At 62.1% G+C, this 24,723-nt stretch carries 14 protein-coding genes; 7 read left to right on the top strand and 7 right to left on the bottom strand.

The window, feature by feature from the left end; all coding sequences use genetic code 11:
• Nucleotides 1-503 precede the first annotated feature (503 nt).
• Nucleotides 504-3,146, top strand: coding sequence for a glycosyl hydrolase 115 family protein (locus tag EO156_RS15910; RefSeq protein ID WP_016849812.1), 2,643 nt, complete (start codon nt 504-506; stop codon nt 3,144-3,146).
• A 91-nt stretch (nt 3,147-3,237) separates the two neighbouring features.
• Here the strand turns inward: EO156_RS15910 and EO156_RS15905 are convergent, their stop codons facing one another.
• Together EO156_RS15905 and EO156_RS15900 are read right to left on the bottom strand one after the other, a co-directional pair.
• Entirely contained in the window at nt 3,238-5,637 is a 2,400-nt protein-coding gene (locus EO156_RS15905; protein WP_029829669.1) for an NdvB protein, read from the bottom strand.
• Nucleotides 5,638-5,639: 2 nt separating this feature from the next.
• Nucleotides 5,640-7,022 carry an MFS transporter gene (locus EO156_RS15900; RefSeq protein WP_005930581.1) on the bottom strand — a complete coding sequence of 461 codons (1,383 nt, stop codon included), beginning with the start codon at nt 7,020-7,022 and terminating at the stop codon, nt 5,640-5,642.
• Between the two features lie 157 nt (nt 7,023-7,179).
• On the opposite strand from EO156_RS15900, the gene EO156_RS15895 reads away from it, so the two are divergent.
• Nucleotides 7,180-7,764: a gluconokinase, GntK/IdnK-type gene (locus EO156_RS15895; protein WP_016849814.1), complete on the top strand. Its 585-nt coding sequence runs from the start codon at nt 7,180-7,182 to the stop codon at nt 7,762-7,764.
• 866 nt (nt 7,765-8,630) lie between these two features.
• Nucleotides 8,631-10,361, top strand: a complete 1,731-nt coding sequence (locus EO156_RS15885) for a PQQ-binding-like beta-propeller repeat protein (RefSeq protein ID WP_016849815.1) — start codon at nt 8,631-8,633, stop codon at nt 10,359-10,361.
• Nucleotides 10,362-10,699: 338 nt separating this feature from the next.
• Here the strand turns inward: EO156_RS15885 and EO156_RS15880 are convergent, their stop codons facing one another.
• The 5 genes from EO156_RS15880 to EO156_RS15860 form a co-directional block, all read right to left on the bottom strand.
• Nucleotides 10,700-10,927: a hypothetical protein gene (locus EO156_RS15880; protein ID WP_016849816.1), complete on the bottom strand. Its 228-nt coding sequence runs from the start codon at nt 10,925-10,927 to the stop codon at nt 10,700-10,702.
• Complete coding sequence (locus EO156_RS15875; RefSeq protein ID WP_016849817.1) at nt 10,908-11,357, bottom strand: 3-dehydroquinate dehydratase; 450 nt, start codon at nt 11,355-11,357, stop codon at nt 10,908-10,910. The genes EO156_RS15880 and EO156_RS15875 overlap by 20 nt, the downstream gene beginning before the upstream one ends.
• A 10-nt stretch (nt 11,358-11,367) precedes the next feature.
• Nucleotides 11,368-11,796, bottom strand: coding sequence for a hypothetical protein (locus EO156_RS15870; protein ID WP_003490144.1), 429 nt, complete (start codon nt 11,794-11,796; stop codon nt 11,368-11,370).
• Between the two features lie 260 nt (nt 11,797-12,056).
• Nucleotides 12,057-15,911, bottom strand: coding sequence for a translocation/assembly module TamB domain-containing protein (locus EO156_RS15865; RefSeq protein WP_016849818.1), 3,855 nt, complete (start codon nt 15,909-15,911; stop codon nt 12,057-12,059).
• On the bottom strand, nt 15,908-17,689 hold the full coding sequence (locus tag EO156_RS15860; protein ID WP_016849819.1) for an autotransporter assembly complex family protein: 1,782 nt from the start codon (nt 17,687-17,689) through the stop codon (nt 15,908-15,910). Before EO156_RS15860 ends, EO156_RS15865 begins: the two co-directional genes overlap by 4 nt.
• A gap of 391 nt (nt 17,690-18,080) precedes the next feature.
• On the opposite strand from EO156_RS15860, the gene EO156_RS24420 reads away from it, so the two are divergent.
• From EO156_RS24420 to EO156_RS15835, 4 genes are all read left to right on the top strand, one after another.
• Entirely contained in the window at nt 18,081-19,163 is a 1,083-nt protein-coding gene (locus EO156_RS24420) for an MvdC/MvdD family ATP grasp protein (RefSeq protein WP_016849820.1), read from the top strand.
• A gap of 608 nt (nt 19,164-19,771) precedes the next feature.
• Complete coding sequence (locus EO156_RS24415) at nt 19,772-20,458, top strand: hypothetical protein (protein ID WP_230578036.1); 687 nt, start codon at nt 19,772-19,774, stop codon at nt 20,456-20,458.
• 823 nt (nt 20,459-21,281) lie between these two features.
• Nucleotides 21,282-22,550: an HlyD family efflux transporter periplasmic adaptor subunit gene (locus tag EO156_RS15840; RefSeq protein WP_016849822.1), complete on the top strand. Its 1,269-nt coding sequence runs from the start codon at nt 21,282-21,284 to the stop codon at nt 22,548-22,550.
• Nucleotides 22,547-24,649 (top strand): peptidase domain-containing ABC transporter, encoded by a 2,103-nt coding sequence (locus tag EO156_RS15835; protein ID WP_016849823.1) that lies wholly within the window; start codon nt 22,547-22,549, stop codon nt 24,647-24,649. Before EO156_RS15840 ends, EO156_RS15835 begins: the two co-directional genes overlap by 4 nt.
• Nucleotides 24,650-24,723: the final 74 nt, after the last annotated feature.

The raw sequence follows: 24,723 nt of genomic DNA, 5'->3' as shown, positions 1-24,723 counted from the left end.
TATCTGTGGTTGGTGTGCCGCCACCGGTGCGGCGCCCATGGCCTGCTCACACATGCCAGCGCGGTTGAATCGCGCTGCTGCCATCGCCTCGATCGGCGAAAACAGGGCCGCGAGAGGCACTACCTGCGCAGGGACATGGCCGCCTACACCTAGCAGCCGCGCTTGCCGGCAGCTTGATGTTAGCGCTAACGCAACGTACTTTCTGATCATCTCGAGTCGGACGATGTGCCCAAAGCGTTTCGTTGCTCGATGTCGTCTTGCATGACAGCAGTGCCTGCCACGCAACGCCATCGCTTGCGCCACCGCGTGATGCGATGACTGCTGCACTGCAGCGACGGCAGTCACCTCACCGCGATGCGCGTCATCACAACGCGATGGAACGCACCCTCTCGTGCAGGCGCGGCGCATACCGGCGGTGCATCGGCCGCGCCCGCCGCTTGGCAGTGCCGTCGATACGCGTGTCGCACCCATCCAGAAACCAGCACCGCATGTGTGGAGAGCCCATGACCGTTCAAGCAAGAAGCCAGATCTCGTCGAGTGCGCCGTCGCGCATGCGCTCCCTGCTGATCATCGTGGCCGGCCTCTTCGCCGCCGACGGTGTCTGGGCCTGTGCCACGCCAGTGTCGGTGTGCGAACGCGACAGCCCCGGTGCGTTTGCGCTGATCCGCTCGGAAGCACCTGCCACGGTCGTGGTCGATGTCTCGGCCGATTCCGCGGTGCGATCGGCGGCCGACAATTTCGCAACCGACCTGCAACGGGTTGCCGGCCGCACCAGTGGCGTGAGCACCGATCTGGCAGGCGTCCGCGGAACGGCCGTGATCGTTGGCACGCTCGGCCAGAGTCCGATCATCGATGCGCTCATCGCCGCCGGGAAAATCGACAGGCGCGCCTTGCTGCAGCGCTGGGAGGCGTACACGCAAATTGTCGTCGATCGCCCCACGCCGCAGATCGATCGGGCGCTCGTCATTGTCGGCGCCGATCGCCGTGGCGCGGTCTTCGGTACCTACGATGTCTCGGAAAAGATTGGCGTGTCGCCGTGGTACTGGTTCGCCGACGTCGCAACGGCGCATCGATCCAACCTGTTCATCACCCGCGGCAGCGTGTCCGATGCGCCGAAGGTGCGCTACCGCGGATTGTTCATCAACGACGAAGACCCTGCCTTGAAGGGCTGGGCGACGAAGAAATTCGGTGGCGTCAATGCGAAGATGTACGCGCATGTCTTCGAGCTGGGCCTGCGCATGAAGGCCAACTATCTGTGGCCGGCGATGTGGGGCAAGGCATTCAATGTCGATGATCCCGACAACATGGTGCTGGCCGATCAGATGGGCATCGTCATGGGTACCTCCCATCATGAGCCGATGATGCGCGCGCAGAAGGAGTGGCACCTCAAGAGCATTCCCAACAGCGGCGGCGCCTGGGACTACACCAGCAATGCCGCCAACCTGCGCGCCTTCTGGAAGGGCGGCATTGCGCGGATGATGTCCAAGGGCGGCGGTCAACGCTACGACAGCCTGGTGACCGTGGGCATGCGCGGCGATGGCGACGAACCGATGGCCGAGAGCACGGCCAGCCATTTGCTGGAAAAGGTTGTGGCCGACCAGCGCGCCATCATTGCCGATGTGACGAAGGCGCCGGCCGCGCAAACGCCGCAGGTGTGGGCGCTTTACAAGGAAGTGCAGGACTACTACGACCACGGAATGCAGGTTCCCGACGATGTCACGCTGCTGTTTTCCGACGACAACTGGGGCCAGATCCGCCGTCTTCCGGTCACCGACCTGCAGCGCACCGGTGGGTATGGCGTGTACTACCACTTCGATTATGTGGGGGTGCCGCGCAACTACAAATGGATCAATACCAATCAGATCGAAAAGATCTGGCAGCAGATGGATCTGGCCTATCAACGCGGCGCACGGCAACTGTGGGTGGTCAACGTCGGCGATATCAAGCCGATGGAATATCCACTGAGCTTTTTCCTGAAGATGGCCTGGAATCCGGAAGCGATGACGCCCGGCGCACTTGCGGCGTATCCGCAGCAATGGGCGCAGGAATCGTTCGACGCGGCGCATGCCGCGCGTATCGCAGAGCTGATCACCCGCTACAGCATGTTGGTTGCACGGAGAAAGCCGGAATTGGTCGATCAGGACAGCTTCGCCCTGGGCGAAGGTGCGCCGGCCAAGCTGGATGGCGGCGAGTTCGGCGCGATCGTTGCGCAATGGCAGGCGCTCGAGCAGCGCATGCTCGGCGTCAAGGCGAGTTTGCCCGCCGACCAGCAAGACGCCTATTACCAGCTGATCGAATACCCCATCGCGGCCGTCTCCAATCTCTACCAGCTCTATTACGCGGCCGCATGGAACAAGCGCCTGGCCGCACGCAACGATGCACGTGCCAATTACTTCGCCGACATGGTCGAAACCACCTTCGAGCGCGATAAGGCCCTGACACAGCGTTACCACGCGATCAACGGCGGCAAATGGGACGGCATGATGAATCAGGTCCACATGAGCTATGTGATCTGGAACGACCCCACCCAGCAGTCCATGCCCTCGATCAGCCGCGTCGGCGGCGATACGCCGCCCGACCGGATCGCACGCTCCATCGCGTTCGCACCGCCTGCGCCGCAAACGCCAGGGGTCCTCTCGCTCGAAGCGCCCATGTTCTCGCGGGTCATCGCCAACAAGGGGCTGCAATGGACGGCGATCCCCGCGCTGGGACGCACCCAGGGCGCCCTGGTCGCGCTGCCGCAGGGGCAGCCTGCCACCACGGCCGAAGACCGTGTCGCAGTGGAGTACGACGTGGTGGTCACCACGCCGGGCCCTGCAACGCTCGGCCTGTATCTTGCGCCCACACTGGAGACGTCCAACCGCGGGCCGCTCCGCCTCGGCGTCTCCATCGACGACGGTCCGGTGACCACCGTCAATTGGGAGCTGCACCCGACCGGCGGGGCGCAGAACACGCCCGCCGAAAAAGCCTGGGCAACCGCGGTACGGGACGATGCAGTGTTCGTATCGGCGCAGATGGGCGCGGTGGCGAAGGGTCGGCACACGATCAAGGTCTTCAGGATCGACGACAACATCGTCCTGGAGAAGCTCGTGCTGAGCACCGTGCCGGTGCCTGCGTCCTATCTGGGGCCAGCGCCGACACGCTGACGCACGCCAGCAGGAGGGCGTCGCGAGCGCGCTCCCGCTGCTTCAGCCACCCATTGCCGCCGCCAGTGCTGACACGGCGAGCGACCCGCCATCAACCGGGCAGCCTTACCTCGACCCGATACACCTGCCCGCGCGCGATGTTGCCGATGCGCTGCTCCGGACAGAGCTCGCCATCCACCAGCACCTCCATCGCGGTGCGGCCCGGCTCGCGCGTCAGCGTGAGGTCGAAGTCCGCACCACGGAACTGGCGCCTCGCACGCGCCTGCGGCCAATGCGAGGGCAGCTGCGGGCGGATCGCCAGCGCATCGCCCTCGCCCACCAACCCGAACAGGCCTTCCAGCACGCAGCGATACACCCACGCCACCGTGCCGGTGTTGAACAGCTGGCTCGAACGCCCGGCCGTACGCGGATACTGATGCCACGCGCCACGGTAGTAGTTGGGCAGCGACACCGGCAGGTGGCCGCGTTGCAGCACATCCTCGCGTGTCGGCCCTGGCAGCAGGGCGCGCAGGATCTCCCAGGCGCGGTCGGCCTCGCCAATCTGGTAAAGGCTGTACAGATAGAATGCCGCCGCGTGGTTGTACACCGCACCGTTTTCCGCCGCACCCGGCCACTTCTGGGTCAGCCGGCCCACGTCGTCGCGCATGTGCGTGTACGCCGGCGCCAGCATCACCGGGCCGTACGGCGTGTGCAGCTGCTCGCGCACCGCCTCCAGCAGCGCCGCACGTTGCTGCGCATCGGCAGTGCCGGCCAGCAGCGCGAAGCTCTGCGGATTGAGATAGATGCGCCCCTCCACATCGTCGGCGATGCCGAAGCGCACCCCGTCGTCGGTGATGCCGCGCGCGTACCAGTTGCCGTCCCACAGCTCACGGTTGGCGTCGGCGTTGATGACGGCAACCGCCTCCCCGAATGTCTGCGCCTGCACGCTGCGCCCTTGCGCGGTGCAGATCTCCGACCACAGGCGCACTGCATACGCGGTGGCCACGGTGAGCCAGCCGGACACGCCCTTGCCGCGCCAGCCGACCATGTTCATCGGGTCGCACCAGTCGCCCTGCGCGATGAAGCTCAACCCACGTGCATCGCGCGCATCCAGCAGCCATTGCATCGCTGCATCCAGGCGCTCGGCCACGCTCAGGCGCTGCCCGTCATGGGTTTCCACGCGCGCGCCCAGGATGCTGGTATCGCCGGTTTCGGAAAGATAGGCGCTCAGGAAGATCGGCAACCACACGCAATGATCGGTATGCGGCACCTGGTTGATGTATTTGAGCTCGGCGCCTTCCACCAACAAGATGCCGTCCGGCATTGCGCCGCTGGGCTCCTGCTGCGACAGGGCATGCAACAGCGCCGCGCGTGCGGTGGCAGGCTGCAGGTAGGCCATGCCCATATGGTCCTGCAGATAGTTGCGCGTCTGCGGATCGGTGGTCAGGCGATTGACGTCGCCGTGATAGAACACCTGGCGCGGCAACCAGTGGTTGACCAGATTGTCCAGCGCCGCATCCGGTGTTGCGATCTGCACGCAGCCACGGCCGGCCTGCAGATAGTCCGCATATGCACGCGCCGCCTGGGCGAAACCAGCTTCGGACAGATAGCGCGCACGCAGAGCGGCGATTTCGGCATCGTCCTTGGCCGGCCCGAATGCGAAGCGATACACGCTGGCCGCATCGGCGTCCAGGGTCAGCCGGTATTGCAACGCGGCCGCCGGCGTTTCGTAATGCGCATCGTGGTTGCCCAGCTGCTCGGCCTGCACGGCCGATGGCGCGTGCAAACCACCCTCGCCTTCGAATGCCATCTGCTGCGCGTCCCAGGCGACCGGCGTCTGCTCGTGCAGCAGGAAGGTGCAATCCTTGAAATCGCGCTGGCGGAAGTAATCGTCCACCTTTTGATACGGCGCCACGCTACGGCAGACGATCCCGCCCAAGGCCGGCTCGTATCCGCCGGATTGATGCATCCACGACATGTAGCCGACCGGGAAATACGCATACAGGCTCAGTCTGCGTGTGCGCCCGGATCCGTTGTGCACACGACATTCCCACAGCTCCACCGCATCGTCGGTGGGCAGAGAAACGCACAACTCCACCACGATGTCGTCGTGGCGCACCCGCCAGCGCACATCGTGCTTGCCGGCAGAGAATTCGAACGCCTGCGGCTGCGCGCGCACCGGCTCGTGCGGCACCGAGTACAGCGCGCCGGTATCTTCGTCCTTGAGATAGAAAAACCGCCCAGGATGATGCGCGTAGTACGGCTGCTCGGGCATCATGAAATTGCGCGCTTCCAGCATCGGCGCATGCGCGTATTTCGATGGCTCCGGCTGCATGAACTGGCCGGTGGCATAACCGCGGCAGGTCAGCTGCACCATCATGCGGCGGTTCCACAAGAAGCCGCTGGCATTGGGCATTGCAGTAGGGCTGTAGAGCGCATAGCGCGCGCCATCGGCGCTGGGCGCCATCAAGCTGGACAGCGCATCGGACGTGGCGTGGGGCGTTGCAGACACGGTCAGGGGTGCTCCGGTTCGTCGCGCTTGCGCGCGGCCAGTTCATGCTGGATGCGGTTCAACAGCCCGTCGTCCAGCGGATAAAAACGCATGGTCCAGGCCGCCAGCAGTGCAACCGCGCCCGGAATCACGGTCAGCAGCAGCACGATGCCGGTCAACGACCCGGTGGACTGCGCGGTGTTGGCGACATAGCCCATCGCAGCCAGCACCCAGGCAATGCCGGCCGAGGCCAACGCCCCGCCGAGCTTTTGCGAAAACGTCGCCGCGGCGAACGTCATCGCCGTGGCACGGCGGCCGGTGCGCCATTCGGTGTAGTCGGCGCTATCGGCATACATCGAGAACGCCAACGGCGATTTCGGCCCCAGCGCCAGGCCGATCAGCATGTTCAAGACAAACACCGCCCACACCGCATCGGCCGGCACGAAAAACATCGCGCAGCTCAGTAGGCCGACGAGCACCATCAGCCAGAACATCAGCTGGCGCTTGTCCCAGCGCCGCGTCAGCAGCGGCGTGATGGCCGCACCCACGCCCAGGGCCACCGAATAGCTGCCCAGAAACAGGCCAACCAGATCCGGGCGTTGTACGTAGTACTTGAGGTAGTACACGCCCGCACCACCGCGCATGGTGATCGTGATCATGATGATCAACGACAGCACGAACAGTACGCACCACGGTTTGTTCTGCAGCAGATCGGCGATGTCGCGACGAATCGGTGTGCGTTGTTGCGGCGGCGGCTGCACGCGTTCGCGCGTGGTCAGCGCCACGGTGACGAACAACGCCAGCGCCACCGCGCCGTACAGCATCATCGTGCGTTGCCATCCCAGCGCGTCGTTGCCTGCGCCGAACCAGCGCACCAGGTCCATCGTGAAGTAATTGACCAATGTGGTCCCTGCAAACGCACCGATGAATCGCAGGCTGATCAGGCCGGTGCGCTGCTGGCTGTCGGCGGTAATCACGCCGGATAATGCCGAGTACGGAATGCTCACCACCGTGTAGGCCAGCATCATCACCAGGAAGGTGATCGTGGCCCACCACATGCGCCCATGGTGGTCCAGATCCGGCGTGGTGTAGGCAAGCACGCCAGCAGCGGCCATCGGCAGCGCGCCCCACAGCAGATACGGGCGGAACTTGCCAAGCCGGCTACGCGTGCGGTCGGCCAATGCACCCATCGCCGGGTCGGCGATCGCATCGGCGATCTTGGTCAAGAGGATCATGGTGCCGACCGCAGCAGCCGGCAGGTGCATGGTGTCGGTGTAGAAGATCAGCAAAAACGCCGAGATGTTGGCCCAGTACAGATTCAGCCCCAGATCGCCGGCGCCATAGCCCAGCTTTTCGCGCCAGCGCAGGCGCGCCGATGCAGGAGACGTTGCGGGCGATGACGGCATCGACACACCTTCAAATGCGTTGTACCCGGCCGAGCACGCCGTTACGCTGAGTGCCCGCGCACCTGGCGAGGAGCGCCGACGCTACACCACGCATCGGCTGCCGCCAACGTGAAATCCATTCGAATGCCGAATCGATCCAGAGATATAACCTGACGTGATGGACACCGCCACACATGCCACGCCCGCGTCCGCTTCGCCGCTTGCCATCGTGGTGATGGGCGTGTCGGGCAGCGGCAAGACCACCATTGCACAAGCGCTGGCAGCGCATTACCGCTTCCGTTTTCTGGACGCAGACGACTACCACAGCGTGGCAGCACGCGCGCAGATGGCGGCCGGCCAACCGCTCACCGACGCGATGCGTCTGCCATGGGTAGAACTGCTGTCGGCCACGCTGCGCGATTGCGTGCAGGCCGGCGAATCGGTGGTGCTGGCCTTCTCCGGTCTGCGTAGCGCGCATCGCCAATTGCTGCGCAACAGCGGCGTGCCGATGCGCTTCGTGTTCCTGCACGCAGCCCCGCACGTGATCGCCGCCCGCCTGAGCACCCGCGCAGGCCACTTCATGCCAGCCACATTGCTCGACAGCCAGCTGCAGACATTGGAGCTGCCGCTGGACGAAGCGGACGTGGTGTCGGTGGACGTGGATGCCAGCGTGCCTGCGGTTGTGCAGGATGCGATCGCACAGCTGACCGCGATCGATTCCGCTGCGGTGCAACATGCTTCACGCGCATCGGAGCGGGCGTAAGCGGACGCACACGACGTGCGTGATGCCTACGGTGAGTGCCGCCTAGGCCGTTGTGCGTTGTGCGTTGTGCGTTGTGCGTTGTGCGTTGTGCGTTGTGCGTTGTGCGTTGTGCGTTGTGCGTCACGAGGCTATCGCTTCCGTGCCGATGGACAACCCGTAGCGATAGCGCGACGCGCAGCATTACCGCAGTGCACAGAGGGCAAGACACAACGGCGCAGCGCCAAACGTCTGCTGTCGCGCTAGCTTGCGCATCCAGCGCGCATCCACGCGGCCGCATGCCGCAGAAAAGTACCGCATCAGCAACGCGCCATTCCCTTCTCCCGCCGGGAGAAGGTGCCCCGAAGGGGCGGATGAGGGTAAGGCCACCCGCATCGCGCATCTCGCCACCTCCGCACGCCGTACGCCGTACGACAGGCAACGCGCAGCGCAATCAGTCGCAGTGCTGAGCCAATAAGCCCCATTCGCTACATACCGCAGAACGCTGCAATCGACCGCCGACATCGCGCACCGGGTTCGTCGTGCCCTTCCCCATCGCGTCCATCCGTTGCAAAGGCCCACACCCAAGGTTGCGCAACATTTCCTGGTTACTTCTTGCAAACCGCCATCATCGGCGCATCTTCGGCCAAGACCGCATCAATCATTTTTTCTATCGCAACACAGGAAATAGTGATGAATCATCACGATTGGTGCGAATAGCGAACCGATTGAACGCAAATTTTTCAAGCTGGTCGCACCAGATGCGAACGGACCCGACCATTATCTGAATGCAGCGCTGCGCAAGTGTTGCGCGGTCATGTCAATCGTCCATCGTTCGGTCAGCCGATCCGGGGGGATCCAGCGCTTCCTTCCATCTAGGACATGCCGTGATGACCAACCCCAAACGCCGTTTGCGACTCCGCAGTTTGACGCTCGTTCCTTGCCTGCTCATCAGCGCCGTGGCTTTGGCGCAGTCTGGCGCCACCACCGCGCAGCAGCCGGTATCGTCCCTGGATACCGAGGCATTCGCACGCTCCGGCCAGGTCTGGCGCAGCTTCGGTCAAGACCTTCCCTTCGCCAGCCCCACCAACTGGACCACCGCCGGTGGCGGCTACTTGAACTCGCGTTTCGCCCCGGGCGAGTGGAAGATCAATCGCACCACCGCCAAGACGCTCAAGCCGGCGTGGACGTTGACCACCACCGGCGACATCTCGGCCACGCCCAGCGTCGAAGGCGGCACCCTGTATGTGCCCGACTGGGGCGGCACGCTGTATAGCGTGGACACGCAAACCGGCAAGCCGAACTGGCAAGCCAAGCTGTCCGATTACACCGGCAACGCCAACTCGGTGACGCGCAACACGCCGGCCATCAGCGCCAAGAGCATCATCGTTGGCGACCAGGTCGCCGGTACCTTGCTGGCGCTGGACAAGAAGACCGGCAAGCTGCTGTGGAAGACCACGGTGGAAGCCAACCCACAGGCGCGCATCACCTCCTCGCCGGTCATCTACGGCAACCGCATCTACGTCGGCGTCTCCTCCGGCGACTGGGGCAACCTGGCGGCCAACCACACCTTCAGCTTCCGCGGCAGCGTAGTGGCGGTGGATCTGAACACCGGCAAGAAGGTATGGCAGTTCTATAACGTGCCCGAGGGCTACACCGGCGCCTCGGTGTGGGGCCAGGTGGCCATCGACCCGATCAACCGTCGCCTGTATTTCGGCACCGGCAACAACTACAACATTCCGCAGGGCGTGGGTAACTGCATTTCAAACGCGCGCTCGTATCGCGGCAGCGAACTCACCGTGCAGGATGAGCTCGACTGCATGGCGCCGGACAACTACGTCGATTCGGTGATTTCGTTGAATCTGGATACCGGCAAATTGGTCTGGGCCAACCGTGCACAGGGATACGATGCGTGGAACCTGTCCTGCATCGTGGCGCCGACCAACGGTCTGTGCCCCAACACGCAGGCAACCAACCTGACCGGCCCGGATTACGACTTTGGCGGTGCTGGCGTGCAACTGTTTGCCGTGCCGCGCAACGGCAGGTTGCAGCAGTTGGTCGGCGCTGGTCAGAAGAGCGGCATCTACTGGGCCTTCGACGCCAAGACCGGCGCCAAGGTCTGGTCGACCCAGGTCGGCCCCGGCGGCACCACCGGTGGCGTGGAATGGGGTACCGCGTTCGACCCGTACAAGTCGCAGATCTACGTGGCCATCAACAACAACTCCAACGCGACTTATACGCTGGGGCCGGCGAACGTGCAGACCCATAACGGCGGTTCGTGGATCGCGCTGGACGCGGCAACCGGCAAGATCAAGTGGCAGGTCAAGGTGCCCGGCATCAACCCGGTGAATCCGACCGTGCCGGCGGGCGGCCAGGGTTCGCTGACGGTGTCGCCAAACCTGCTGTATGCCGGCTCGATGGCCGGCAATATGGTCGCACTGGACGCCGACACCGGCGCCACCGTGTGGAACTACAACGCCAGCGGCTCGGTGATCAGTTCGCCGGCCATCGCAAACGGCGCGCTGTATTGGGGCGCCGGCTACGGCCGCTTCAACTTCGGCACCGCGGCCACAGGCAACCAGCTGACCAAGTTCGTGCCCGATAACGCGGCAGCCAAGTAAGCGGAGTCTGCAGGACGGCAGTGACGCGTCCTGTCTGCACACGACACTGCCGCCTTCGGGCGGCAGTGTCTTTCAGTGATTGTTGTTGGGCTGGTGTGGCTGCAAGCGCTGCAAGGAGTAAGCCGCAATGCGGTGCGGGATCGTCTGCAGCGATGACGCCGCGTCCACGCGCCAAACACAGCGCGGCAAACTAAACCTCGCCAGTGGTTGCCAGGCGAGTACGGACGGCGTGCAGCAACCGCAGCGTCCACAGGCAATGCCGGACGAGCAGAGGCCGCACCCGCCCAGTGGCTGCTAGTGGCTGCGCACACGCGGTGCTAGCTGCTCCAAGCTCCCAGCTACAACCGCGTGACCTGGCATAGGCGAATCTGCCCTGCTTCCAGGCCGTGCGCCTCGGCCGCACGCCGACGCAGCGCGCGCACCAGCGCGGCTGCGTCCAGTTCGCCCTCGGCCGGCACGTCCACGCTATGCGCCAGTTGCCCCCACAGCACCGGCCGACCATCGCAGTAGCCCTCGTAATCGGCGAAGTAATGCAGCTTGTGCCGCTCAGGTCCCGACGTGGACATCGCCTTGGATCTCCGTGCAGCCCAGGTGTTCCAGCGCGATCTCCAGCCCCAACAGATAGCTCTGCGCGCAGTAGCCACGCACCGTGGCGATGCACTGCCCCAGACCGTGCGGCAGGCAGCGCTCCGGACGGTCCACGCTGTCGTCGTGCGTTTCGACGTAGGGGTAAGGCAGGTCTCTGAGCACGCGATGCAACCGCGCACTGTCCACGCAGCTGCCCGGATCGATCAGCGCAATCTCCATCCGCGCCTGGCCGGCCACACGCAGCGCATCCAGCAGTTCCTGTTCCGAGCCACAGGCACGCAAGGCCACCGTCTTGCCCGCGTCCCCGGCACACGCCACCAATTGGCGAATGACGGCGCGCGGCAACGGCTGTGGCCCACGCACCAGCGGCATGGCCGCCTCCGGCCCACGCATGATCATGATCGACATGGCGACCTCCTCAGGCAGCAACGCGCAATGGCGCGTGCAGCGACGGCAGACACCGCGCGGCAATGCCGAGCGACATCGCATACGCACGCGGCGCATCGTGCGGCGTGATCACCACCGCCAACGGCGCATGCTGCGCATGCAGCCACGGCTCCAGTTCCTGATCGGCATGGGTATGCAGCTCGATATACGGTGTCGGCAACGCGTCCACCGCTGCCCGCAAGGCGCGCGCGCAGCTGCGCTCGGACAAGGGCAGATCGCCCGAATCCAGCAATACCAGCTCCACCTCGGCATCGCCACCGGCCGCATGCAGCTCGGCAATCAAGCGATCCACGTCGGCACACGCCAGCGTGCGCAACGCACGCCCAGCGCACGCAGGCAGTTGCATCGGCACCAACGGTGCCGGATCGGCCTGAGGACCGCGCAAAATCAGGATACACATCGTGTTCGGCTCAACGCACCACAGTGCGGGAGTGCCAAGATAGGCCTGGCGGGCATAAAGGGGCTATCCGCACGCCGGGGCGCGAGCATAAAGAGTGCGTAATGGCGCGTTGAAACAGTCCAACGCGCCATTGATGCCGATGCGCAGAGAAGGTAAAGCAGATGCAACCGGTGTGATCCTCCATCCATGCAACAAGAGCTGCACACCAACGGCAGCAGACGCCGCAGAAGGACCAGCAGTTTCTACCAGCTCACCGTCGCCTACTTCTCCCGCCGCCAGTTCACCGACCCCTTGGTCTCGATGGTGCTGGATTCGGCTTCGATATCGAAGCCGCGGCTGAGCAGGTATTTGAGCGTCAGTACCGAGCCGCCGCCGACCATCGACACGCCGTAGCCGACGTAGAGTTTGGGCGAGAGATACTTGCCGAAACCCACCACCGAGCCCAACGTGCTGGATTGACTGACGCCCGCTTCGTCCAGGCCGAGCTTGGCGCCGATCTGCGAGGCGATCAGGCTGCTGCCGGCCGATAGTGCCGCCGAGGCGGCGCTGACCTGCTGGGTTTCGTCGCTGCTGGCGGTGGACAGGCCGCGGCCCAGGACCAGGTACGAAAGCGCTTCGGATTGCGACATCGCCGGCTCGGACCACACATCGGCACGCGGCGATTCGGCGCGGCCGCTGACGTCGATGCCGGCGGTGACGTCGCCGATCTTGCGTTCGGCGCGCAGGCTCACGCGCGGGTCGGAGACGATGTTGTTGTTCCAGGTCAGCTGGCCACGGGTGATGGTCAGATCCTGACCATAGGCCTTGTAGCGCCCACGCACATCCAGCCCGCCATTGGCGGTCATTTCGCGGCCAGGGCGCGCGCGGATCTGCATCTGCCCGCTCAGCCCACCCTTGAGGCCGAAGCCGCTCATGTTGACCTTGTCGCCGAGCACGATCGCCAGGTCCATATCCAGTGGCGATGCGGGCGTCTGTTCCGGGTCCACCGGGTCCAGCACCACCACGTCTTCGGACACCGAGGTGCCACGGTCCAGGCGTTCCAGGTCGATATCCGCTTCGGGCACGGTGACCTTGCCGCGCAACTGCATGGTGTTGTCGGTAATGCCGAACTGCATGTCCGGGTTGGCGATGATGCGCAGCTCGCTGGTGTTGTAGGCCAGCACGTTGTCGCCGCGGATATTGAGCAGCAGCGGGGTGCTGGTCCCGAACCACGACAATCCGCCATCGACGGTGAGCGTGCCGGGACCGGACTTGGCCGAGGCGGTGATCTTGGCCGAACCATCCGGCAACGCGTCGAAGCGACCCTTGCCCTCGCTCAGCGTCAAACCCATCGACGGGTATTCGGCGGTGAAATCGCTCAGGGTCGCATCGCCGCCGAGCAGCGGTTTGTCGCGGGTGCCGCGCAGGCTCACGTGGCCTTCGACCAACCCCTTCGGCCGCACCACGTCGGCAATCACCAGCTCCAGCCAGTACAGCCGCGACATATTCAGATACAGCTCGCCGTTGAGCGGCGCGTACGCATCCCAGCCGGTATTGAACTTGGCATCGACAAAGCCGGCGCCCTGGAAACCGATACCGAGCTTGCCCTGGATCTGTTGCTGGGTGAAATCGGCCTGCACGCTGAATTGGTCGTAGCGCAGCAACTCGCCGCGATTGGGATTGCCGGCCACTGCAGCGTAACGGGTTTCGCCCAAACGAATGCCGCCTTCGGGCGACGCGATGCGCAGGCTGCCTTCCCAGGCATTGCCGCGTGGCTTGAAGCTGCCGTCCAGCGACAGTTCGCCACGCAGATAGATCTGCCGACCTTCCTGCTTGGGCAACCACGGCTGCACCAGCGACAGCGGCAATGCGTCGCCGTGCACCACCATGCCCTCGCGCGGCCAATTGGCGCTGGCGCACAGCGCGCCGCCGGTGGCCGCGCCCAGGCAGGTGTCGGACAAGGTAAACGCGGCGCCATCGGTGCTGAACTGCGCCGGTTGGCGCAGCGCCCAGGCATCGCCCTTGGCCGGTGCGATGCGCAGCGTTGCGACCTGGCCCTGCCAACGCTCGCCGTTGCGACGCACATCGCCCTGCAGGGCGACGCTGGCCATGCTGTTGGCGATATCCGCATCCAGCCGCAGGGCCTCCACCGCGCCGCGCGCCTGCACGCGCACGCTGTCGAGCACCACACCGGCTTCGATGGCGGTCCCTTGCAAGGCCAGTTGGCCATCGCTGCCGCGCCACGGTAGCCGGCCACGCAGGCTGATGTTCTGGGCGCTATAGGTGTCCCACCGCAGGCCGTTGCCGGCAATGTCGGCGGTGATGTCGGGTGCGTCGCGCTTGCCGCTGACCTGCAGCTGCCCGCGCACCACGCCGGTGGCGCCGGGCAGCACGTCGTCCAGCTGCAACGGCTGCAGCTGCGCGGCGATATCGAGCTGGTCGCCCACCTTACCCTTGGCGTTGATGCGGCTATTGCCCAGCGCCAGTTGCAGTTCGCCTTCGCCCTGTTGGCCGCGCAACGCGAACTTGCCATTGCCCGACAGCGCGCGTTGACGCAGCTGCCCGGTCAGGCTGGGAATTTCCGCAGTGGCCTCGAACCCCGGCGAGACGCCGCCGGCGGGGGGCGGCAATTGGCGACCTTTGGACGCGATCTTGCCGGACAGGTTGCCGTTCCAGCCCGGCGCGAAATAACCCGGATCGAACTTGGCAAGTTGCGCGCTGACATCCCATTGCAGCGCCGGCGCCCAAGCCACTTCACCGGTGAGATCCAGCGAGCCGCCCGGGGTTTTCGCCTGCACCTGCTTGAGCTGTGCACCTCGGTCGTTGCCACGGCTGTCGAAGACCAGCTCGGCCTGCTGACCATCGCGCTCCACGGTGGCGCGGCCGATCGCGGCCCAGGCCTTTAACGTGCCGGCCACGCCCAGGCGCGCGTCTTGCAACTCCACCGGCACCAGCGGCGCGTCGGGCGTGGCTGGATCCGCGGCCGGGGTGAAGCGCAGGCCGCTGGCGTTGACCGCAAACCGGAAACTCGGATTCTGGGTGTCGCGGAAATCGGCGGTACCACGCAATTGCGTGCGGCCTTCGAAGGTGTCGATCACCAACGGTTCGACGGTGAGGACCTGGTCGGCCAGGGCGATATGCGAAGGCTGCAGCGTGGCGCTCAACTCTCCCTGCTTGAGGCTGCCGTGCAGATCGGCGTTGCCACCCTTGCCGGAGGCTTGCAGGTTCAGCGCGATCGGCGTGGCCGGCGGATTGGCTTGACCCTCGGCGGCCGGAATCAACAGCGAGGTATCCAGTGCGTCGGTCACGGCCTTGAACGCCCAGGTCGGGTCGTCGCGGCCGGTGAACACCAGGCTGGCCTGCAGCGGCGCCGGCGCCCGGCCGGCGATGGCTACTTCCATCTTGTCCAGATCCCCGCGTGCCACCAGCCCCAGGCTGGCCGGGGTGCGCCCGCGTGCGGCCGGTAGCACCGCAGTGGCGGTCAGGTCGGCACGGTAATCGTCGTTGGGCAGGTAATCGCCGTGCAGGCGGAAGTCGCCCATGTCGGTGTCGATCACCAGATCGCGCGTGCGCAGCTCGCCCGTAGCCACATCGAGTCCGCCCTGCACCTTGTGCAGCACGATCATCGGCTGCTGCAGCTGGGTGATGCGCAGGTTCTGCACATCGATCTTGTCGGCCTGGATCGCCAGCGGCACATTGATCTGCGGTAGCGACTCGGGCCAGCTGGGCAGGGTGAACGGTTCCTCGCTCTTGCCCAGGTTCAACGTGGCATTGCTCACCTGCACCGCGTCCAGCTGCAGCTTGCGCCCCAGAAGCGGGCGCAGGTCCGGCTCCAGATACACGCGCTCTGCAGTGAAGTGGATGTCCTGATAATGGAAATCCACATCGCGCAAGGTCAGCGGGCCGGCTACCGGGCCTTCGACCTTGCCATAGGTAAAGGTGGCGCCCACCGGCAGGCGCGCGGTGACCTGTGCCAGCAACACATCGCGCCCGGCCACGGTCTGCAGCAGCCAGTAGATCGCGATCAAGGCCAGCAGCACCAGCCCGAGCACGGTCAGGCCCGAGCCCACCCAGAACCGGCGCCGGCGATAGAAGCGCGGGCGCGGTGCCGGCGGCGTAGGTGAGGGTGCGCTCACAGGTTGGCCCCGATATCGATGTAGAGCTGGAATTGCGAGTCGGGGGCGTTCAAGCCATGTGCGATATCCACGCGCACCGGGCCCACCGGCGAGCGCCAGCGCAGGCCGAAGCCGATACCGGTGTGCCAGTCCGGCCGGTCATCGAAGGCGCTGCCGCCATCGACGAACACCGCCCCGCCCCAGGGGCCGCCCTTGAGGTAATGCTCGTATTCGGCACTGGCGGTGACCACGTTCTTGGCACCCAGCGCGAATTCGTCCGGCTTGGGCGTGCGTGGGCCGACTTCGCGGAACGCATAACCGCGAATGCTGTTGGCGCCACCGGCGAAGAAGCGCAGGCTCGGCGGCATCGCCACCAGGTCGCTGGTCCAGGTGGTGCCGCCTTCCCCGCGCAGGATCAACCGGCCATTGTCGCCAGCGCCCAGAAACCAGCGCAGCTGGCCATACAGCTGGCCGAAGTTGGTATCGGAGCCGGCACCCTCGGCGCCGCCGCGAATGAACATCTGCGCCGACACGCCACTGCGCGGAAACAGCCGGTCGTCGACATTGACGTAGTTGGCCTGCAGTTGCGGATAGATCAGTGTGGAGGTCTCGTACACCGCGCCTTCGAAATCGTCGCCGCTGCTGAAACGCCAACGCTCGCGCAAGGCGTTGATCGAGGCGATCGCGCTCCAGCGCTCGTTGATCTGGCCGCTGCGGCTGCCGGTGAGTTTGACGTTGCGCAGGTCGATGTACTCGGTCTGCTCGTCGTACAGCCGCGCCGAGGCGGTGTACCAGCCATCCAGCCAACGGAACGCCGGCACGCGGTAACTGGTGGTCAGGCTCTTGCGGTTCTGCGCGTAATCCAGCTGCGTGTCCATCTTGTGGCCGCGCGCGTTCACGTAACGCCGCTCCACGCCACCGCGCACACCGGCGCCGCTTTCGCTGCCGTAGCTCAAGCCGGAGGTGTAGACCGTGCGCTTGGCGCGGGTGAGTTTGACGTCCACCGGCACGCGGCCCTGGTCGTCCGCCTCTTCGGGCTTGGGTTGGATATCGATGGTGCTGAAGTAATCCAGCTTGGTCAGCGACTCGCGCAATCGGTCAAGCTTGCCTTCGTGGTAGTAGCTGCCTTCGTCCCAGTACACCAGCGGGTCGAACAGGCCATCGCGGAAGTAGTCGTAGTCGAAGCGCACCTTGCCCATGTCGTAGCGGCGGCCGCTGTCCCAATTCAGATCGATGTCGGCCGCATGCTCGGCACGCGTGATCGCAACGCGGCGCTGGGTGAAGTCGGCATCGAAGTAGCCACGCTCGGCCAGACGCCGGGTGATGCGGACCTTGCTGGCTTCGTACTGCGGATGGCTGAAGACCTGGCCTTCGCGCGGCGCGAACTGCTTGAGATCCTGGCCCAGATAGCGGTCCTGCTCGGCCCAGCCGGTGATGGAGATATGCGAGGTGCGCACCCGCACCGGCTCGCCACGATCCACCGTGATCACCACGGTCACTTTGTCGCCGGCGCGTGGTGCGGCCAGCGTAATGGTCGGCGAGTAATAGCCAAACGGCTCCAGCGCCTCACGCGTCTGCCGCTCGGCCTGTGCCAACAGATATTCCAGACGCGACTCGCCCTGCTCCTTGCCCACGGCCTCATACAGAGACAGGGAGACCTGGATGTTCTCGATCATCTCGGCGTCGTCGCCGTCGTCCAACCCCTTGATTTCGATCTTGTCGATGGTTGCCCGAGCAACCGCTTGCAGCGGAACGAACAGGGTGCACAGCAAGAAAAGAGCAAACGCGACTTTAAGCATCTGCAAAGGATACCCAGCCTTGGCGTGAAGGGCTAAAAAATGTGAGCAGACGCGACTATACGGGCGGCGCAACCTCCTTTGAGCCGAGATCACTTTAACGTTTCTTTCACACTCTCACCGCCGTTCTGTCTCGTCGGAATTAGACAGGATTTAGTTAAGCCAGTTGCTCCGCTTGAGCTCGCTGTGTTATAGCTCGCGAGTCGCAAATAGATGCACGTTCCGCTTTCTGCACTTAAACACCACGATCAATTCAATACCAAAATTATTTTTTGTCATGCAATGAAGGGAAAGGTGCTTAAAAACGCCAGTTGCTTAGGTTGTTTCCGTCTCTTTGGGGGCCGCAAGCTTGCGCTGAGAATTGCGGGTGCAATGAAAGGATGCGAGGACAGACATGCGTGATACCTACAAAAAAGCCGTACTGATCAATTCTCTCGACGGGGATTTCCATGCAGCCGTCTTTGGGCAAGCACTGTCTAGGCGCGGCAGTCGCGTCATCCGATGGAATGCCGAGGACTATCCCACAAAATCTTCGGTGAGTATCAGCTATGCAGAAAGGCATGCGGATGTAAAAATCAGCACAGGGGAGCATAACTTTAATGAAGATGATATAGGTGTCGTCTGGAACAGGCGTCGGCGTGTGCCGGAAGTTCCGAAAGTCATCGACGTCAGGGATCGTCAGTTCGTCCAGATGGAGCTGGATGCGGCGTTCCATGCGCACAAGTCGCTCTTTAGAAAGGCGTTCTGGATTAATAAGGGTATTAGCGCAGACGCCTGTGAGTTGAAGATTCATCAGCTCTTGATGGCGCAAACTGTTGGGCTGCTCATTCCGCGAACGCTGATTAGCAACAAACCTGAGGAAATTCGTGCCTTCATTGAAAGTACTGGGGAACATATCTACAAGCCATTAACCGGCTATGTGTGGCAAGAGCAAGGCTCAGTGACCCAGACATTTACCGCGAAAGTGACGGCAGAGCTATTGCCCGAGAATAGCCTGCTAGCTGCAACTCCAGGGATATTCCAAACCAAGGTTCCGAAAAAGTATGAAGCACGCATCCAGTTCTTTGGCCGTTTCTACGGCGGGGTGAGGATTGAGTCCCACACGCTGAGCGGTGGAGACCTCGACTGGAGAATAGGACAAGGCGGCATCAAGGCGTGTGCGCCGGCAGTTCTCCCCGAAGAAATTTACCACAAATGTCTCAACCTCATGGAGCGGCTCGACATTGTCAGTGGCGGATTTGATTTCATCATTGATGAGAATGATCAATGGATCTTCCTAGAGGTCAATGAAGCCGGGCAGTTCATGTTTATTGAGACATGGTGCCAGAGTATCCCGCTCACTGAGGCGTTCTGCCAGTTCATCGAGCGCGCAGATCCACAATTCGAGTATGAGCCAGTTTCCCAACCGCTTACTCTGAGAGAAGCCTACGAAGATGCTAAACGTTCGGGATTGGAAACTGAGTTGGTTTTTCCCTGAGTATTGATGCATTAGCGCATCAATTTGGTTCGCTATTCGCATGGATGGTCCATGCGTTGACGCGCAGCATTACCTGCGCACTTACTGGAGTCGATGAAATGAGCAATGCTGATGTCACGAAAAACCGTAAGAATGCTACTGAAACGGGACGTGTGCTTGCACGGGTCCTTTCTCGGGATGAAGTAGGCCAGGTTGCAGGCGGCGCCACGAACCCGACGCCGACCAATTCATGGAAGGACCAGAGCAAATGTACGCCGAAGACTGATCCCGGCTCCGCCTGAGGCAGCGCAACAATCGGTAGTTGGGCGATCTTGATCCGACTACTGGTGGGCGCGTCCAGCGGCTCCAGAGTTGGGCGCGCCTTAGTTGCGCATACGCCATTATTGATTACGAGCCCACGCCTCGCAGATCGAGCAACGAAATTGTAGTATCAATTCCGACCCGTCTCTAATGTGTGGCGATAGGTCATCTGCACATCGCAACCTGCTTACCTGCCCAGGTATTACGTCGCAGCCCCACGCCCCCTGGCCCTCTCTTTGAACGAGGTCGTCTGGATGTACGTGGCGGGTCGCGCAGCGTGACTGCTGTATTTGAGGATCTGGATATCTATGAAGAGAACTCCTTGGACTTTTCTAGCGTTAGCAACTATTTCCTGCGTGGCAAGTGCAGCAGATAAGAATATCTATATCGAATTTCTCTGGGACGCCCAGCCGCCTCATTCAATCGTACGCCAGCAGACCATCCAGTTCTTGACCGATGGTAAGCACGATCATCAGGTATGCGTCGCAACCGATCTTGCCGATACCGACGTGCATGGCTTGGTGTTGACGGTGCTCGACGCAACCGGACAGGAAGTATCGAGCCACAAGTATCCCGATTACCGGGGCGTCAAGCATTGCTATAGCGCCGATCTAGGCAAGGACGGCACGCTTGGCCTATGGACGTTCAGAGCGGAAACAGGCGATGGGCGCGCTGGGGAAAGCACGATACAGGTCAATGCCAGGCTCGAGGACTCACCACTTTCTAAGGATCCTGGAACACCTTATGTCGTGGGGCGTCCTAACTATGATGCTTCGATTCCACCACGGGAATGGCTTGGCAGCCTTGAGTGGGATATGAAAGTCAACGCGCAAGGCAAGGTGACCGAAGTCTCTGTCGTGACAGCAGAGGGGGTTGGCTTGAAACTCCGCGACCGCGCCATCGCCGCAGGCTACCTTTCCCTCTTCTTCCCGGACAAGCAGCGAGAGAGCAAGCCACTGGTCTGGAGGCGCCAGCTTTCATTTGCACCTGACTAGGGCTTGGTGGGCTGGTTCCGCTCGCGCTGCGTGCTTGCCAACTTCCAGCCACGCTGCGGGTCAGTCGTTCCGGATCCGCCCCGGTAAGCGGCAGGTTTTTATGGAAAATTATCTCCGGCAGCACTGGGGAAACCCTCAGATACGCGACGCTACCGACTCAGGTTGAGGAGACATGTGTCGACCATTTTACAGATTCCTCTGTTGCAGCAATGGTAGGCACTGATCAACCCAGCGTTTAAACAGGCGCTGCGCGGGATCTCCCCCTTACCCCAGTTTTGTCCAGCTCGGCGGATTGAATGACATTCCCGATTAAACCGCGATTCTAACTCTCGTCGCTTGTTGGAGGCCCACGGCCTTGCCTAGCGGATTTTGGATATGGTCAACGCCAATCTGGTGCGAAAAAGAGCAAGCTTTCGGTCTGGCACAATCGTCGGTGCAACTTTCGTCACAGCACCCAGCTAACTCAGAAGTGCCGATCCCACTCACCCTGAGACGTATAATAATAAACAAGAGCAATCGATGGTATTTCAACACAAAAAGCGTGCATTGGCATGGATGAAATTGGGGCTGTTTCAGCCAGCGCGATTTACCGCAGCCATGTCGCCGATGTCAAAGTGAGCCAGGAAAACACTAAAACTCCAGACCTGGAAGATCGCAACAGATGCGTGGGTGGTCGGTAAGATGGCGCAGGTGCTGACGCTATTTGTGCTGTCGTTACTCAAGCCAACTACATGCATCCTGTAGGCAGTGCTGATTGAAACTTCCAAGGTGCTGCTGGCTGTTCAGATCTTCCTTAGTGAAATCTTTAGTGCGAGGAATGTAAATGGAGCTTTTCCGCAATGAGGTGTTCGCGGCGAAAAAGGTAGACCGGCTGGGCGGCATCAGCATCACGCCACCCCGCTTGGGTTGGGTTTTCTTTTTTAGCGCGGCCCTGATCTTGTTGATCATGACGGGACTTGCGCTATTTGGGCGCTACAGCAGGACCGAAAAAATCGTTGGACGCCTGATTCCGTTGGCTGGCCAGGCGAACGTGGTGGCGCCACAGGCATCGGGTGCGACCGTGGCCGAAGTCTTAGTGTCGGAGGGAGATCAGGTGATGATTGGGCAACCCCTGGTCAGAGTATCCAGCCAGCGTTCTAGCGCGGCGTCCAGCGATACTGGAAAACTGATCTCCGGCCAAATTGCCAGCAAGCTCCAACAGCTCAAGGCGTCGGTCGAATCTCAGCAGCGCCTATCTGTACTGAAGGAACACGATCTGCGTGATCGGATCGGACTGCTACGTGCGCGCATTGCAACGTTGACGCTGCAGATCAAGAATCAGGATATCCGCTACAAGGCGGCTAACGCGCTCTACGAAACTTGGCGCACCAAGGCGAGCGGATTGGTCAGCGGCTACCAGCTGGCGCAACAATATGACACGGCACTACAGCAGAAATCCCTTGCGCAGGATCTGCGAAATCAGCGGCTTCAGGCAACGCTTGAGTTAAACCAATCGGAGGCTGAGCTTATTCAGCTTCCCCACATCACCGGTGAGCGTATTGTCGCGCTAAACGTACAGATTGCGGATGTGGAAAACGAGAAAGCAGAGAATGAACAGCGCCGGAGCCAGGTGATTCGTGCTTCGATAGACGGCAGTGTCGTAAATGTCCTCGCACATCCTGGCATGGCCGTGGATGAAGCGTCACAACTCATGGTGATCCTTCCTAGAAATTCGAAGCTCGTGGCCGAACTATGGGCGCCCAGCTCGGCGGTCGGTCTGTTACAGGTCGGCAAGCCTGTGGATATCAGCTACGATGCATTTCCTGCCGCTAGATACGGCAGACAGCGCGGTAAGATTATCTCTATCTCGACGAACGCTGTTTCAGCGTTGGAGATCGGTAGGATCCTCGGCAGCGCCCAACCTAGCTCGGGCTATCGTGTGATAGTCGCCATTGACGATTCATCGTCATCGTCTTTCCTTCGGCGGTTTGCAGCAAAGCCTGGAATGACCTTGACGGCTAAGGTCGATGTGGAGACCAGAAGCCTGATTGATTGGATGCTCCGTCCGTTCGCTCTGCAATCCCTGGGCTCAGATGAAAAGGCTACCCCATGACAATGGCTGATGGCAGCCCGACTCTTTTGTGGTCGCAAAAAAAGCGTGTCGATCCGATCATGCAATCGGAGGCGGCAGAGTGCGCGCTGGTGTGCCTAGCAATGCTGGCCCAGTTCTACGGCAATGACTGCGGGCTTCCTGCCCTCAGGCGTCGCTACAGCTCCACGCTGAAGGGGATGTCGCTTAACCAGGTTATCGAGGTTGCAGATGACATGGGCTTCGATTGCAGGGCGTTGCGCGCGGAGCTGGATTATCTGAGGGAAGTGCAAGCGCCCGTTATTTTGCATTGGAACATGAATCACTTCGTGGTACTGGCTGGTACCAAGGGCAGCAAGCTGGTAATCATTGACCCGGCCCAAGGGCGGCGCCTGATGCCTATGGGTGAGGTCAGCAAATACTTCACCGGAGTGCTGCTGGAATTAGAGCCCAGCGCGTCATTCAGGCGGGCAAGCAAGTCACCTACCGTGCCACTGTCTGCATTGACCGGGCGGATCAGCGGATTGAAGAGGGTGCTCATCCAGATCTTCGCACTCGCATTGGCGATCGAGGCGCTAGGTCTATCTATACCGCTCCAGGCCCAGTGGGCAGTCGACCAGATCTCAGAGTCCAACGGCAAGGTCATACTCACAGTTGCAGCAATTTTCTCGCTGGTGGTCATCATCCAGGCGGGTCTGAATTTAGCGAGGGCTTGGTTGATTAGCTGGCTAGGGGCCAACATCAGCACCCAGTGGGTCATTAATATCTTCAGCCATCTCATGCGCCTGCCACTGGACTTTTTCGAGAAGCGCCACCTGGGAGACATCATGTCCCGATTCGGATCCATTCACTGGATCCAGGCGATCTTGACGGGTAGTTTCGTCACCGCACTGCTAGACGGCCTGACAGGCAGCCTAGCTTTAGTATTGCTATTTATCTACAGCACGGGTATGGCGACCGTCGCGGTGGCCGTGGCCACCCTCTATGCCTTGGGTCGCTTCCTCATGTTCGGTGCACTCTGGCGTGCAAGTGAACAGAGCATGGTGTTCGATGCACGACAGCAATCGGAGTTGATGGAGTCGGTACGGGGCATCCAGGCAATCAAGTTGGCAAACCGCCAGCTCGAACGCCGCGCCCGCTTGGCAAATGCTACGCTGGAGGCAGCCAAGCGTGGAATTACCGCGGAGCGGATCAAGCTGGGCTTTGGAGCCGCCAGCCAGGGCATCTTCGGGCTGCAGCGAGTTTTCTTGCTTTCAGCAGGCGCCTACTTGATCTCACGCAACGCGATGACCGCCGGCATGATGGTTGCCGCACTGTCTTATGCGGACCAGTTTTCTATTCGTGTGGGCTCCCTCATCGATAACGCGGTCGAGCTGAAGATGCTTGGACTCCACCTCAATCGTCTTGCCGATATCACCACTGCGGACGAAGAGCCTGCGCGCGGGCGCCTGGAAGGCGCCCTCCGGTCCGCACCGGAGGTGCAGGTGAAGGGGCTGGGATATCGCTACTCCGAATGGGAACCGTGGATCTTCAGGAACTTGAGCTTCACCATAGCACCTGGCCAGTCTGTTGCCTTGGTCGGTCCAAGCGGATGTGGCAAGACCACGCTTGCCAAAATCGTCCTTGGCCTGATTGCGCCGCAGGAAGGAGAAGTGACAGTAACCGACCAGCCCAGCCCTGTGTGTCGCAGCGCAATCCCCGCCGAGGGAATGGCGGCAGTGATGCAGGATGATTGCTTATTCTCTGGGACAATCGCCGACAACGTGGCGTTCTTCGACAGCTCGGCGGAGCTGTCGAAGATCGAAGCGGCAGCGCGTGCTGCTGGTATCCACGATGACATAGTTAAGATGCCAATGGGCTACGAAACCCTGGTCGGCGATATGGGCTCGACTTTGTCCGGTGGACAGAAGCAAAGGATCCTACTGGCGAGGGCACTATACACGCAGCCTAAGATCCTCGTGCTCGATGAAGCGACCAGCCATCTGGATAGCAAGAACGAAAAAGTTGTCAACGACGCAGTTATGGATCTGGAGATCACCAGGATCATCATCGCTCATCGCGAGCAGACCATTGCGATGGCGGACCGCGTGTTCGATCTTTCCAGGCAAACTTGGATCCGATGAGCGATCAGTGACTGCGTGGACGACGGACTCATGGCTTGCGCTCGGTTGAAGAGCCCAACGTGCCGATCGCCGAC

It is taken from the genome of Xanthomonas sp. DAR33341 (assembly GCF_003992815.1).
In the GTDB taxonomy this organism is placed as follows: Bacteria; Pseudomonadota; Gammaproteobacteria; order Xanthomonadales; family Xanthomonadaceae; genus Xanthomonas; species Xanthomonas cissicola.
Note: the sequence above shows the minus strand (reverse complement) of the source record. Positions and strands in the feature narration are given on the sequence as shown.